Here is a 13962-nt window from a genome sequence, read left to right on the forward strand (position 1 = left end):
ACTCGGGTATCGCCAGGTCTGGTACCAGCCGGCCGAGAGCGCTCGAATCGCGCCTGTGAGTCTTGTGAGTCTGGGTGAGAGGCTCTCGACGCTGGATGAGAAATCACGATAGGCCAGCCTAATTGTGATGATCGCGGACCTGTTCACACGCGGCTGTATGGATTCCGTCAAAATTGTGGGCGCCGGGTCGCAAGATTGGCCGATCCCCCGCGCAGGGCGACGTAGTCGTGACGGTGAGAAACTTCCAGACGATCGTCAGCGGTGCAGGGTTGCGGGGGAGACGGCAGGCTTTCCTGGGCGTGTTTGTGCTCAGCCGAGGTCGCGCTGATTGAATCGGTAGGTCCCGGCGGCGACCAGGATGAGCGACGCGGCGGCCAGAGCGGCGGCGCCGCTGACGCTGATGCCGTTTCGGAGGGGTTCGCTGTCGATGTAGTAGTGGAACGGGGACAGGTAGGCGGTCCAGCCGAGTCCGATCGTGTCGGCGAAGCTGTGTGCGGCCCAGGTCGAGACTCCGACGACCGCTGTGAGCGCGAAGACGGTGGCGCGGTGGCCGGTGACAGCTCCGATCGTGGTGGCCAGCGCGCCGAAGCAGACGGTCAGCAGGACCAGGTGGACACACTGCGCGGCGAATTGACCGACACCGACCGTGGTGAGGTCGGCGGAGCTGCGGATGGCGAGCATGGTCAGCAACACGACGACCCCGATTCCGGTCGCGGCGGCGATGAGGGCGGCGAAGCGCTCCGCGATGAGTGAGGTACGGGTGAGCGGGTGGGCGAGCAGCAGATCGAGGGTGCCGGATTCTTCGTCGGCGGCCGAGACCCTGGCGCCGACGGCGGCGCCGAAGAACATCGCCAGCAGGGGCACGATGAGCCCGAACACGGTAGATCCGAGGTAGCCCGCGGCAGAAGAGATGTCGTTCATGTTCAAGGCATCGCGCAGCCCTTCGGGAAGGTTCTCGGCCTGGGCGGCGCCGTTGGCGGCCATCTGCGGGTAGAAGCTGGCGTAGGCGGCCGCGGCGACGGTGATGCCGACGGTCCAGCCGAGCAGGCTGCGGCGGGAGTCGCGCAGGGTTTTGGTGAAGACGACGGTGCGGGCGGTGGCGACGGCGGGTTCGATCATGGGCCCGATCGCGGCGGTGGCAGACATATGTTCCTCTCAGGCTGCGGGCTGGCGGGCCGCGGCGTAGTGGCTGTGGAAGATCTCGTCGAGGTGAGGTTCGGTGATGGTCAACGTGAGTACGGTGTGGCGGGCGGCGGCTTTGACGACGGCATCCGGTGATCCCGACAGTCCGGCACGCAGGACCGAGCCCGTCTCGTCCAGGCGCGGGTCGATCAAGCCGGGGACCGCGCGGAACTCCTCGATCGCGACAGGGTCGGCGAAGCCGATTTCGATGTGCCGGATCGCGGCGGCGCGCAGGTCGGCGACGGTGTCGAGGGCGACCAGCGCCCCGTCACGCAGAATGCCGACGCGGTCGGCGACGGCTTCGACCTCGTCCATGATGTGGCTGGACATGAAGACCGTCTGGCCGTTGTCGGCCGCCTCGGTGACCAAGTCGAGGAAGGTCTGCTGCACCAGGGGGTCCAGGCCCGAGGTCGGTTCGTCCAGGATCAGCAGTTCGGGGGTGTGCATGAAAGCCTGTACCAGGCCGACTTTCTGCCGGTTGCCTTTGGACAGGCTCTTGATCGTGGTGGTGGGGTCGAGCCCGAGGCGTTCGGTGAGCTCGTCGATTCGTGGCTGGGGTACCCCACCGCGCAGGTCGGCCAGGAAGCGTAGGCAATCTCGAACCTTCTGCCGCCCGTCGACGACGAAATCGCCTGCCAGATAGCCGATGCGGCGTCGCATGGCGACGCCGTTCTCCCTGGGATCGAGTCCGAGGACCGACGCTGTTCCGGCGGTGGGGCGGATCAGATCCAGGAGGAGCCGGATGGTGGTCGACTTGCCTGCTCCGTTGGGTCCGAGGTAGCCGAACACCTCCCCGGATCGGACGTCGAGGGTAAGGCCGGTGAGCCCTCGCCGTGTGCCGTAGGTCTTGGTGAGTTCCCGGATTTCGATGGCGTTGCTCATGTCTCGAACACTATCAAGATTTCAGAGATCTGTGAATATTCAGAACGCTTGGAGTTGTCTGTACTATGTGGGCATGGATTCCGATCAGCGACTTCGCGATGCCGCCGAGCGGCTGGCCTTGACCATGTCCGAGGGCGGCATGCAGAAGACGACGGCTCGGGTGATGACCGCACTGCTCTACACCGAGCAGGAGACGATGACCGCCGCGGACCTGTGCGAGCGCCTGTCGATCAGCACTGGCGCGGTATCGACGGCGATCAAACAGCTGTCACAGTCGGGGATGGTGGAACGGGTGCCGGCGCCGGGGAGTCGCCGTGAGCACTACCGGTTTCCGAAAGGTGTATGGGCACAACTGTTCTCGCAGCAGAACGTCATGCTCAAGATCATGAAGGATGCCGCCCGGGAGGGACTCGATGCCCTGACGGGCGAATCGGTCACCTCCGCACGCCTGCACGAGATGCAGGACTTCTACGGATACATGGAGCAAGAGATGCCCGCCCTCATCGAACGATGGCGCGATCGCAGCGAGAGTCGGACCTGAGACGGCTCGGGGGCGACCGGGCCGGTAGAAACTGACAGGAGTACACCGAAGATGAAGTCTGGAAGGGCATTCACGCGTGTTCGCCGCACGGTGTTCGCCAGGCATTCGAACCCTTGGAGCGCGTGGTCTCGCTGGGCGACGACGCCCTTGCTCCTGGTTCCGGTGTGGAATCGGAGCTGGTCGCAAGCAGCCGCTGTCGGCGTATGGTTCGCCGTGAACCCGGTGCTCTTCCCGGAGCCGGCAGGGCGACCGGCTTGGGCGACGAAAGCGATCCTAGGGGAGGAACTATGGCTTGCCGACCACCCCGGAGACGCAGCCTTGGCGGTTGACGCCGCGGCCACCGGGGCGGGGCTGGTCGGGCTGCTCGGGGCGTGGCATCGGCGTCCGGTTCCCGCCGCGGTCGGGAGCGGTGTGGCGATGCTGTTGTTGCTCGGGTACTGGGAGCTCATGGCCCGCTACTACGAAATGCACTGGCCCGGAAGGAAATAGGATGGCGCAGTGGCTTCTGTCTACAAGAGCGCCGACGCGCAACGCCTGATCCAGGGCTGGTGCAGGAATCGTATCGATGGCTGGAATGTCGAGCATCGGCGATGGGATGTGGTCACCGCCGCGGGTGCTACCAGCGTCGTCGCCGCCGGAGCGGAACCGACTGATACGGCGCCGTCGATCGTGCTGGTGCCGGGCACCAACATGAACGCCGCGGTATCGCTGCCCTTTGCCGAGAAACTGGCTCGTCGATGGCCCACGCTCATCCTCGATGTTCCAGGACAACCGGGTCTCAGCGCCGACCACCGTCCCCGCCGGAACCGGATGGCATGGTACGGACAATGGCTGGCCGAAGCGCTGGAGAGCACGATAGCCGGGTCTGCCGTCGTCGTGGGCCACTCACTCGGCGGTGCTATTGCCCTAGCTTGTCCGTCCCCGCAGATCGCCGGCCGAGTGCTCATTTCACCCGCGGGTTTAGTTCGCCTTGCCGTAGCGCCCTCGATCCTGGCCGCCACAATCCCGTGGCTCGCTCGCCCGACCGCAGCTCGCACGAACCGGCTCCTCCAACACATGCTGGCACCAGAACACAGAGTGCCTGAGGAGCTCAGCGACTGGATGACGCAGGTAGCCCGCCACTGCCGCAGCAGTCTGGCGCCCCCGCCGCTGCCGACGGCAGTGCTGGCCGCAGTCCGACAGCAAGCGACCTGTCTGGTCGCTATCGGCCGAGACGACGTATTCCTCCCGCCGGGCCGTATCGGTCCCGCCGTACGGCGGAGTCTGGGAACCGACCTGCGAATCCTGGACCACTGTGGCCACCTCGGTCTCGACGAACAACCGAACGAGATCACCCGATTGATCGCAGAAATCACCTCCTGAACGGCCAGTAGGGGTCAGCGGCTCGTTCACCGACGTGTGGGGCGCGAAGTCGGCCAAGACGTTCAACATCTGGTTGATCGCGCTGGGTTCGGCGGTTGCGTACTGGCGTGAGCTGGCTCGACAGTGATCCGCTGGTGCGGTTGCGAGTCCGGCCCGCGCCTCCGGACAACAGAAGGGCGTTGAGCAGTGAGAGCGTCGGGCAGGACCTGAGATCGGATGCGCCGCTTCGGGAGCGCCTTTCCGAGCTGTGTCGCGACGGTGACCGTGTGTCCGGCCCAGTAGATGTTGGAGGCGCGGATCATTGCCCTCGGCAAGGTATTCGGCGACCAGAACACTGTCTCGCCTTCTCACTTCGCCCGTGCCGGTGCCGATCCCGCGAATGGGTCTTCTCCGGCCGCGCCCATGCGGCCACCTCCACGAAGAGAAGGCCATGGCACGCAACGACAACCACCAGCCTGACCGGCAGCACGCTGCGACTGCTCTGCACCCCCGCATCGAGGCAGCGGTCCGTGCTACGGCAGCCTGCATCGCACGCAGTGCCACGCGGATCGCCCGACGTGTCGGGCGGGCGATGGCCCGTCTTGGGCAAATCGTAGAAAAATCGTAGAAACGCCCGCGATGGAAGCCGGTAGCGCGTGACCGGATGGTGGGAACGCAGACGACCGGGGATTTTCGAGTGGGCGGTTGGTTATCGAAGCCGATTACCCCGTATTGGTGTCGGTATGCGGTGGAACGAGCAGCACCGGACGGTGGGTGTGATGGGTCAGGCTTGTCGATACCGATTCGCCTAGCAGCCGCTCCAGCAGCGAGAGGAGTCCCCCGCGGGAGGCGCCGATGATGATCATCTCGGCGTCGTGGGCATCGGCGAGTTCGGCCAACAACTGCGCGGGGCGTCCCGGTCGGCTGTAGTAAGTCCACGGTGCGATTGCCCGGGTGAGGATCATGTCGGCTTCTCGACCTACCTCGGCGACGGTGTCGGCGATCGCTTGTTCCCAGTCGGCGGCGTCGGGGTCGATCGGTAGGTCATCGGTATCGACGATGTGGGCCACGTGGAGGAACCCGTCGAGTCGGGCGGCGAGGTCGATCGCGTATCGCAGGGCGGCGTGGCTTGCTCGGTGGGAGTCGAAACCGACCACCAGATGACAGCGGACTTCAGGGCCACCGGTCGGCCCGGTGGCACGGACCGAGCTTCGCCAGTCGGCCGGAGTTGCTGGGGATGACGAGTCATCGGTCATCGTTCCTCCTCATAGCCCTGCCAGAGTGAGTCCGGCGCCACCGGCTGCGATGGTTGTCAGCAGGGTTTCGAAGGCACTGGCTGCTGCAGCGCCGTGGCGCTGGGTCAGCCGCACCATTCGAAGCTCGCTGTGGTGAAGGTTGTATACCCGCTTCAGAACCCCACACCCAAGATGGGCGACGCAAAGTGGGTGGCGCTGACTGGACGACACCGGTCACGAAGCCGAGGAATGGTGAACCGGTCACGCCTGACTTTGTTCAGTCCTATCGACTGCACGGCAGACCCATTTGCTGACAAAGACCGCGGTTCCCGGTATCTGATTCGCCGGCATCGACGTGGCGGCGACGGAAGGTCTGGCTGCCGATCGATCGGGCGGAGCCTTCGGGTTCCCGGGGGATTTCGCGTTGGGGTCCGCCTGCGGTTCCGAGCGCGGCGTTTCCGGGGATCGGCGCGGGATAGTGTGGCGGTATGACATCGGTGGGGGAGATACCGCGGCCGGCGCGTCAGCGTCCACGACCGCCCGGCTGGTGGTTGGCCATGATGGTCGTGGTCACCGCGGTGACCTGGCTCGCCGCGATGATCCTCTTGATCACCCAGGCGGTCGACGCTGATCTGCTGGTCGCTTTCTACGTCGTGGTGACCATTGTGGCAGTGGGCATCCCGTGGTTCGTGCTGGCGCTGTTCGGTCTGGTGAAATACCGGGCCGTCGCGGTGTCGTCGCTCCTGCCGCTGATCCTCGTGGGGACGGTGGTGGCGATCAGTCAACGTTTTCCGGAACGGGTGGCGTGGTGGTTGTCCGAGGGCGCCATGACCGAGGTGGCGCAGGAGTGCGTCGCACGTACCCAGCCGACATGGATCGGCGTGTACCGAGTCGATTCAATTCACCGAAACTACGACGGCGCCTGCCTGTTCCGCGTCGGCGACGCCATCGGCACGAGCGGATTCGCCTACTTCGCACCGGGCACCGCCGTACCGGAACGAACCCAGGCGGAGGCGGCGATCTACTACCTGCCGTTCGACGAGTCCTGGCACAAGTACGACTACAACTACTGGTGACATGCGGGGTGCTGTGTCTCTTGGGGCCGACTCTCACCAGAAGTGGGGGGTGAGGCCCCAAGAGTCGAATTCGGCGGTGAGCAGGGTGCGCAGGGTGGTGCGGGTGGGGAAGCGGTCGGGGTCGGCGGCGGTGACGGCGAGGGTGACGGTGTGGCCGTCGGTGGAGAAGGAGAGGTTTACGCCGACTTCTACGCGGCGGAACATGGCGGGGTCGCCGGTGCACACGACCGGGCGCATGAGGACGGCGGCGGCGTGGTGGTCGCCGATGGTGGCGACGCCCTTGGCTGTTTCACCGAGATTGGTGCACAGGCATTCCGGGGCTTTGGCGGTGCGGGCGAAGTGGTGCAGGACGAAGCGGGGGAGGATCATCTGCAGGGGTTGCAGGTGCTGGAGGGCCGGGGTGGTGGCCGGGTCGCGATAGGCGGTGGCGGCACGCTTCACCGCGGTGCGGACGGCGCCCAGGTCGATCCGGTCGGTGGAGTTGTAGCGGACCGAAATCGGCAGGCCGGTGGTGGCATTCGCGCGGGGATCGTTCGTAGTGCGCATCGAGTGGGGGATGTCGACGCGGATGTCGGCGGTGTCGCCGACGCGGCCGCTGCGGCCGAGCAGGCCAGCGCCGAGGGCGATCAGGAGGCCGTTGGTCGTGCCGGAATGCGTGGTGGCGACGGCGTTCCACTGGTCGAGGTCGAGTTGCACCACGATGTCCGCGGGCGACCATTGCTCGGGTAGTGGCAGCGGGGGAGTCGCGGGGCGGGGAGTGCTTTCGGGCTCGGTGACGGCGCGCGCCGCGAAGGCTGCCCGGAGGCCTTTCACCACCGCGCGCAGCTGCGCACCGGCATCGGAAAGGTTGGCGCTCAGTGTGTTTGGGGGAGCGCTGCCGACGAGTCCGCCGGAACTTGCCGAGCGGTCGGGCTCCTCGTCGCGCACCAGCCGGGCCAGCGCATCACCGACGGCGAACAGCACCGCGCCGCCGTCGGAGGCGACGTGCGAGGTCACCAGCGACACCAGGGTCCCACCCGTCGTGGTCGGGGCCGCGGACAATCGCCACACCAGCCCGGCCTCGGGGTCGAAGTCCACTCGGCTCTGGGCGAAGTACCAGTCCAGGATCTCGTCGTCGGCGACGGGCACGACATCCCAGCCGAGCGGGAGCGATTCCGGGGCTGGCACCCAGTACGGGCGAGCGAACGGCACGCGGGTCGTCTGCACCCGGCGAGCCAGGAAACCCTGGGCGAGCTGGGCGTGGAAACGGTCGAGCAGGTCGCGGCCGAGTGGCTCGTCGAACCGCCAGGCGAGCTGGTTGACCAGCGCGTTGCCGTAGAGGCTGTGCAGCTTGAGGAACAGGTCGTCGTCGGCGGTGAGCCGGTTGACGGCGGTGGACAGGGCCACGGACGGGGCGTGGGAGGTGAGTGTCATGGGGGATCCTCAGTGGGCGCGCAGGGTGCGGACGGTCAGGGGCGCGAACACGGCGACGACGACCAGCGAGGCCACGACCGACCAGCAGGCATCGGCGCCGACAGTTCCGTCCTCGGCGAGCATGCGCACCGCCGACACCAGATACGACACGGGGTTGTAGTCGGAGACATAGCCCAGCCAGGTCGGCATCGACTCCTCGGGCACCAGCGCGTTGGAGGCGAAGCTGAGGAAGGTGAGCACCAGCATCGACATGCCCTGCACGGCTGCGGGTCGCGACACGGTGACGCCGATGAACGCGAACAACCAGCTGATCGCGGTCGTCGCCAGCACGACCAGCACCGCGCCGGCGATGAAACCCACCGGGTGCGCGGGGCGATAGCCCATGGCGAAGCCCACGATCACCACCGTCGTCGCGGCGATGACATACCGCGTCGCCCCGGCGAGCAGCGCACCGGCGACCGGCGCGGATCGGGCGATGGGCATGGCGACGAACCGGTCGAACACGCCCGATCGGATGTCCTCGGACAGCTGGACCCCCGTCGCGACGGAGGAGGTGAGCACGATCTGCACCAGCACACCCGGGATGAGAATCGGCAGATACGCCTCCATGCTGCCCGCGATGGCGGTGCCGAAGATGCTGCCGAACAGCAGCGGCCCGACGATGGGCAGCAGGATGGCGTCGTAGAGCAGCTGCGGGCTGTGCCGGAAGGTCAGCAGCCCACGCCACGCCATCATCAGCGACTGGAACAGCGAGGCCCGCAGGCTGACGTGGGTGACGCGGGGACGGCGATCGATCGTCGCGGGCGCGGTGCGCTCGGGGGTGGTGACGGTCATATGGTGTCGGCTTCCGTGATCAGGCGGCGGCGCGTGCCGTGCCGGTGAGGGCGAGGAACACCTCGTTCAGGTCGGGTCGGTCGACGGCGAAACCGCGCAACGCGATGCCGGCGGCCCGGCAGGCCGCGACGATGTCGGCGGCGGTACCCGCATCCGCGAGCGCGACGGTCAGCGTGCCCGCCGACGACCCCTCGGGAACCTCGCCGGTCAGCTCGGCGACGATCGCCTCGGCGTGCCCGGACTGGCTCACATCGGCGAGTTCCAGGCGCAGCACCTGCTCACCGATGGACGATTTGAGCTCGGCGGCGGTGCCCTCGGCGACGATCGCGCCGCGGTCGATGACGGCGATGCGATCGGCCAGCGCGTCCGCTTCCTCGAGGTACTGGGTGGTGAGCAGGACGGTCGCACCGCGGGCAACGAGCTTGCGGATGATGCCCCACATGCGGTCACGGGTATGCGGGTCGAGACCGGTGGTCGGCTCGTCGAGGAAGATCAGCGGCGGATCGGTGATCAGTGTCGCCGCCAGATCCAGCCGCCGTCGCATGCCACCCGAGAACTGGCCGACCGGACGATCGGTGACCGCGCTCAGCTCGAACTCGTCGAGGAGTTCGGCGCTGCGCGCGGCGGCCTCGCGGCGCGACAGTCCGAGCAGTCGCCCGAACAGGCGCAGATTCTCACCGGCGGTGAGGGTTTCGTCGACGGAGGCGTACTGGCCGGTGAGCCCGATCATCGAGCGCACCGCGGTGGCATCACGCACGATGTCGTAGCCGAAGATCTCCGCGCTGCCACGATCGGGACGCACCAGGGTCGCCAGCATGCGGACGGTCGTGGTCTTGCCCGCACCGTTCGGGCCGAGCAGGGCGAAGACCGTGCCCGCGGCGACACTGAGGTCGACGGCGCCAACGGCCGTGAAATCGCCGTAGGACTTGCCGATCCCGCTGGTGCGGATGGCGATGTCGGTGGTCATGGGAGCCTCCCTGCGGCGTCGATCAGTTCGGGGGTGACCGGCGCGAGTGCTTCGACGGCATCGGCGGCTCGCTCGACGCCATCGGTGGTGAACCCCGCGGCGTAGGCCGCGGCGCGGCGACGGACATCGAGGGTCGAGATCCGGTCGAGAAGTGTGTCCAGGCGTGGGCCGGTGAGTGCACCTGCCGGAGCGGTCGCAGCCAACCCGAGACGTTGCAGCGCCTGACCCCAATAGGGCTGATCGGCCTGGACCGAGCAGATCACCTGCGGCACACCGGCTCTCAACGCGGCCGCGGTCGTCCCGGCGCCGCCGTGATGCACCACGGCCACACACCGCGGCAGCACCTCGGCATGGTCGACGTGCTCGACGATGGCCACCTCGGCATCGATGCCGGGCGTGATATCGGCCCACCCAGAAGCCAGCAGCAGCCGACGGCCTCGTCGCGCACAGACGGCGCGAACCATGGCGACGAACTCGGCCGGATCGCCGACATCCATGGAACCGAAGCCCACGTAGATCGGCGCGGAACCGGTAGCCAGCCACTGACGGAGTCCGAGTTCGCGGTAGCCGGCAGGCTCGTCGGCAACGCGCCGGGATTGCGCGGAATCTGGTGCCGCGGTAAGGCAACCGTCGACATCGACCGGGAAACCCGTGAACGGGCCGGACAACTCGTCACGCAGACCAGGGAACAGCGCAGGGTCGTAGGCCTGGATGCGCATCCGCGCCGCCGGCTCGCCCGCAGGCAGAACCGGAGCCAAGGCCGCGGCCCTGGCACGGGCAAGCGCCGACCAACCCCATCGATGCACCACACCGGGCACCCGCTCCGCCCACCGCGCAGGCACGACCGGTACGACCGCATTGGGCTGGATCGGGAAGAAATGGACCGCGGCCAACGGCACCCCGCCCTCGCGGGCCACGACCGCCGCGGCTTCCTCGCCCGCCATCCCGGCCACCACCACATCGTGACCGGGCACCAGCTCCCGCAGGTCGGCCAGTGATTCCGGCACCCCGCGCCGCTGTAGGTCGAGCAGGGCCCGCCACCGGGCGCGCGGGTCACGCGAGCCGAACCGTGAGTCGGCGCGCTGGGCGCGCAACAGTGCCGCGCTGTCGCAACCGAACGGGACCGCGGGTACCCCGTGACCGGTCGCGAACCCGACCAGGTTCGGTGCCAGTGCCAGGGTCACCTCGTGTCCACGGGCGATCAGTGCGCGCGCCAGCAGAATGCCGGGCTGGGCGTCGCCCCGGCTGCCGGTGAATGCCAACAGTGCCCGCATCGGCTCACACCGCCTGCGCGACGACCGAGCCGGGCGCGTCGACGACCGACCCGGGCTTGTCGGCGTGGACAGCCGCGGTGATCGAGGACAGTGCCTGGCCGAACGCGGTGAGGAACTCGTCCATCACCTCGGCGGGCAAGCCGGCGGGGTACCGGGTGGAGACGTAGAGGCCGTCGTCGGCCCGCACGACCCACAGGAACACCTCGTCGGCCGAGTACGACTCGGCCCGCAGGGTCCGTCCGCGTAGGGCGGCGACCAGCTCGTAGCCGGGCAGCACCCGGATATCGAGGAAGGAGATCCCGAACCGGGGCGTCTCCTCGACCCCGAGCACCTCGAGCACGCGCGACCAGGACGCGTCGTTGGCCGTTCGTGACCGGCGCAGCGCCTCGCGGGCGCTCTCCAGCGCCGCGGTGATGCCCGCGTCGGGCGTCACGGTGATGTCGACCGGGACGACATTGACGAACCAACCCATCGACTCGAGCCACCGCAGGTCCGGCCGGGTCGCGATCGGCATCGCCGTGCGCATCCGATCCGTGCCGAACCGCCGCTGATGCGCCACCGCCAGCGCGGCGAACACCGCGACCGACATCCGATGCCTGACCTGGTCGAGCACCGCCTCGAACTGCTCGAGCTCGGCCAGGTCGAGCAGGCGGCGCGACACACTCGGCTGCGGCTGATCGGCCGGGGCGGGTCGATGCGCGTGCGTGGCGAAGCGCGGCATGGTGCCGTCGCCACCGGCGAGGAACTCCCGCCACGTCTCGACCGCGGGCGACTCGGCGTGCAGTTCGGCGGCGGCTGCCCGTTCGACCACGGCGAAGTCGGCCGCGCTGCCGAAGGTGGCCGATTCGCGCGGCTGCTCGCCCGCCACGACCTCGCGGTAGAGCGTGCGCAGCTCGAGGATGAGGATGGCCTGGGAGTAGGCGTCCAGCACCGAGTGATCGGCGGCGACCAGCACGGTGAAGTCACCGGTGTCGGTATGCTCGACCGTGGCCGCGAGCAGATGCGGCCACACCAGCGGCGACAGCCGCAGTTCCAGTGCGCCGCAGAGGAATTCGTTGATCCGGGCACCATCGGTGAGCCCGTCGATCTGCTGTTCGGCGATGCCGACCGCGGTGGCGGCGGCGACGAGCCTGCGCGGTTCGCCCGCCGGCTCGACGCGCACCGTGGTGCGCAGCCCCTCGTGCCTGCTGTGCCACCGGCGCAGCGTCTCGCGCCAGGCGCCGCGATCGAGCACGGCGTCCATCTCGAAGACGGTGCCGATCCAGCGGCCTCGGCCCGGCTGCGGGTCGGCGGGATCGACGCTCGCGCAGTAGGCGGCGTGCACGCTGGTCAGCGGCCGGTCGTCGAGCTGCCAGGCGTCGGTGGGAAGCTCGGGAGTCCAGATCGACAAGCGGCCGGGACGGATCGCGAATTCGGACAGGTGGGTGTATTCCATGACCGGGTTCACCTCGTGACGAAGACATGCCGAAGCGGCGGAAGTCGGATGCGAAAGGGGCACGTCGATGTGTCACCACTGGTGCTCTGGAACTTCGACGGCGGATATTCCGGAAGCCTCGGCGAACTAGATGGTATAGCCGCAGCGCCGAAACTCATGTTTGTGATCGCCGTCACGAGTTTCGTGAACAAAACTCGGCGACCCGTGGATCGTGTCGACGAATCAGCGGATTGACGCTGGCGCACAGAATATTTCGGATGGAAGTATCGGCGCACATCGCTGTCCGCCGATACTTTTGTTCACCGGGTGTCGGCGCGCGGTGTCGGCGTCATCACAGCTGAGGTAAGTCGTAGTCCGGTGCTGTTTCCCGGACGTTCACCCTGCGCAATTCGGCAGGGGGCGAAATGTCGGAATCGCTCATTGCGTTCGGCGATTCTTCCCGGCGTCGCCGTGAATGGCCAAGTCCCGCAGCCGGAGCCAATCGATCGTGGGTGCGCCGGCAGGTGTTCCCGGCCGGTTTCGCGGTACCCACACGCGTAGTGCGCCTGGTTCGATGACGCAGCGCACGGGCGTGTCGAGCTCGAGGGATTCGCCGTCGACGCCGACCGGGATCCGTGGTGCGGTGGCGTCGACGCTGACTTCGAGCGTGGTCCGCTGGGTCAGGCCCTGGCTGCGGGTGCGACGGATCAGGCCGATCGCGTCGCGGGTGTTCGCGACCGAGAGGGTGACCGTGCCGAGCCTGCCGCTATCGAGCCGGTCGCGCCGGCTCAGTCCGGCCAGATCGCTGGTGCCGTAGGGATTGTTGCTGACCAGGATCGCCTGCGGCCCCGCGACCGCCGTGCCGTCGATGCGCGCGACGAGCCGGTTGCCCGCGTGCCCGGCGAGGAGATCGGGGAGCAGCCGCAGGACTGTCGCGGTCTTGTCGTCGCGGTAGGCGGGACTGCGCACGATCTCGGCGTAGACGCCGAAGGACGCGTTGTTGACGAAGGGCAGTCCGTTGATGCGGCCGAGGTCGACGCGCAGCTCCACCCCGTCGCGGAGGGCGTCGAGCCCGGCGGCCGGATCGGCGCGATCCAGGCCGAGGTCCATCGCGAAGTGATTCCGGGTCCCCGCGCTGATCACCAGGAATGGCAGTCCGTGCTCGGCCGCGATGCCTGCCACCAGCGCCTGGGTGCCGTCACCGCCTGCCACTCCGAGCAGGTCCGCGCCGCGGTCGACGGCCTGTCGGGCCAGCGTCTCGACGTCGACGTCGCCCTCCAGCAGGGCGACTTCGGCGCCGAGTTCCTCGGCTTTGCGCCGCAGATCGAACTTCTCGACCTTCCCGCCGCCGGAACGCGGATTCATGATCAGGAACGGGTGCCTGGCCTGCGGGGCGGGATGCTCGGCCGCGGCGGTGCGCGAACTCCCGGAGCGCAGCGCGACGCGCGCGCAGACGACCGCCAGCAGGGCCGATCCGGCGGCGAGCAGTACCACCCACAGCAGGTGGGCGCGCACGAAGACCACGATCACGAAGATCGGCGACAGCACCGCGATCGCCAGCGACACCCAGCGCGTCGGGCCGTACCTGGTCAGAAACCAGTACAGCGCGGCGATCGTGACCACGACGCCGCCGGTCCCGACGATCAGCAACCCGAGCGCCCCCACCACCCCCGCGAACAGCACCGGAATCAGGGCAGTCAAGGCGGCGAAGAGGAAGGCCGCTCTGGCCGCCCAGCACCGGATCCGGACCGCGGAGTCATCGCTCACCGTGCCGCCCGCCGATCGTCGTCGCACATCGCCGGA

General features: G+C 68.1%; 13 protein-coding genes and 1 pseudogene. 5 read left to right on the plus strand and 9 right to left on the minus strand.

The genetic code is table 11. From position 1 onward, the window contains the following. Positions 1–309: 309 nt before the first annotated feature. Both IEY60_RS13860 and IEY60_RS13865 read right to left on the minus strand, forming a co-directional pair. Entirely contained in the window at positions 310–1146 is an 837-nt protein-coding gene (locus IEY60_RS13860; protein WP_189028004.1) for an ABC transporter permease, read from the minus strand. A 9-nt stretch (positions 1147–1155) separates the two neighbouring features. Next, positions 1156–2064, minus strand: coding sequence for an ABC transporter ATP-binding protein (locus tag IEY60_RS13865; protein ID WP_189028006.1), 909 nt, complete (start codon positions 2062–2064; stop codon positions 1156–1158). A gap of 73 nt (positions 2065–2137) precedes the next feature. Between IEY60_RS13865 and IEY60_RS13870 the strand changes: the two genes are divergently transcribed. The 4 genes and pseudogenes from IEY60_RS13870 to IEY60_RS13880 all read left to right on the plus strand — a co-directional run bounded on the left by IEY60_RS13870 (position 2138) and on the right by IEY60_RS13880 (position 3967). After that, a complete protein-coding gene (locus IEY60_RS13870; RefSeq protein ID WP_189028008.1) occupies positions 2138–2605 on the plus strand; it encodes a GbsR/MarR family transcriptional regulator in 468 nt (155 codons plus the stop codon). Between the two features lie 51 nt (positions 2606–2656). Beyond that, a pseudogene (locus tag IEY60_RS36390) lies at positions 2657–2887 on the plus strand (DUF6653 family protein); the annotation flags it as partial. A 36-nt stretch (positions 2888–2923) separates the two neighbouring features. Next, the gene (locus IEY60_RS36395; protein WP_308426106.1) at positions 2924–3094 is read left to right on the plus strand and encodes a hypothetical protein; all 171 of its coding nucleotides are present in this window, start codon (positions 2924–2926) and stop codon (positions 3092–3094) included. A gap of 9 nt (positions 3095–3103) precedes the next feature. After that, on the plus strand, positions 3104–3967 hold the full coding sequence (locus IEY60_RS13880; protein WP_189028012.1) for an alpha/beta fold hydrolase: 864 nt from the start codon (positions 3104–3106) through the stop codon (positions 3965–3967). A 701-nt stretch (positions 3968–4668) separates the two neighbouring features. Here IEY60_RS13880 and IEY60_RS13885 read toward each other — a convergent pair. Further along, positions 4669–5202, minus strand: coding sequence for a universal stress protein (locus IEY60_RS13885; protein ID WP_189028014.1), 534 nt, complete (start codon positions 5200–5202; stop codon positions 4669–4671). A 467-nt stretch (positions 5203–5669) separates the two neighbouring features. On the opposite strand from IEY60_RS13885, the gene IEY60_RS13890 reads away from it, so the two are divergent. After that, positions 5670–6257, plus strand: coding sequence for a hypothetical protein (locus IEY60_RS13890; protein WP_189028017.1), 588 nt, complete (start codon positions 5670–5672; stop codon positions 6255–6257). 33 nt (positions 6258–6290) lie between these two features. On the opposite strand, the gene IEY60_RS13895 is transcribed toward IEY60_RS13890, so the two are convergent. From IEY60_RS13895 to IEY60_RS13920, 6 genes are all read right to left on the minus strand, one after another. Continuing rightward, positions 6291–7670 (minus strand): hypothetical protein, encoded by a 1380-nt coding sequence (locus IEY60_RS13895; RefSeq protein WP_189028019.1) that lies wholly within the window; start codon positions 7668–7670, stop codon positions 6291–6293. Between the two features lie 9 nt (positions 7671–7679). After that, on the minus strand, positions 7680–8504 hold the full coding sequence (locus IEY60_RS13900) for an ABC transporter permease (RefSeq protein WP_189028021.1): 825 nt from the start codon (positions 8502–8504) through the stop codon (positions 7680–7682). 19 nt (positions 8505–8523) lie between these two features. Next, positions 8524–9471, minus strand: coding sequence for an ATP-binding cassette domain-containing protein (locus IEY60_RS13905; RefSeq protein WP_189028023.1), 948 nt, complete (start codon positions 9469–9471; stop codon positions 8524–8526). Next, positions 9468–10745 (minus strand): glycosyltransferase, encoded by a 1278-nt coding sequence (locus tag IEY60_RS13910; RefSeq protein WP_189028025.1) that lies wholly within the window; start codon positions 10743–10745, stop codon positions 9468–9470. Before IEY60_RS13910 ends, IEY60_RS13905 begins: the two co-directional genes overlap by 4 nt. 4 nt (positions 10746–10749) lie before the next feature. Next, entirely contained in the window at positions 10750–12180 is a 1431-nt protein-coding gene (locus tag IEY60_RS13915) for a condensation domain-containing protein (RefSeq protein ID WP_189028027.1), read from the minus strand. 417 nt (positions 12181–12597) lie between these two features. Next, on the minus strand, positions 12598–13926 hold the full coding sequence (locus IEY60_RS13920) for a diacylglycerol/lipid kinase family protein (RefSeq protein ID WP_189028029.1): 1329 nt from the start codon (positions 13924–13926) through the stop codon (positions 12598–12600). Positions 13927–13962: the final 36 nt, after the last annotated feature.

Source organism: Nocardia rhizosphaerihabitans (assembly GCF_014646295.1).
Classification (GTDB): Bacteria; Actinomycetota; Actinomycetes; order Mycobacteriales; family Mycobacteriaceae; genus Nocardia; species Nocardia rhizosphaerihabitans.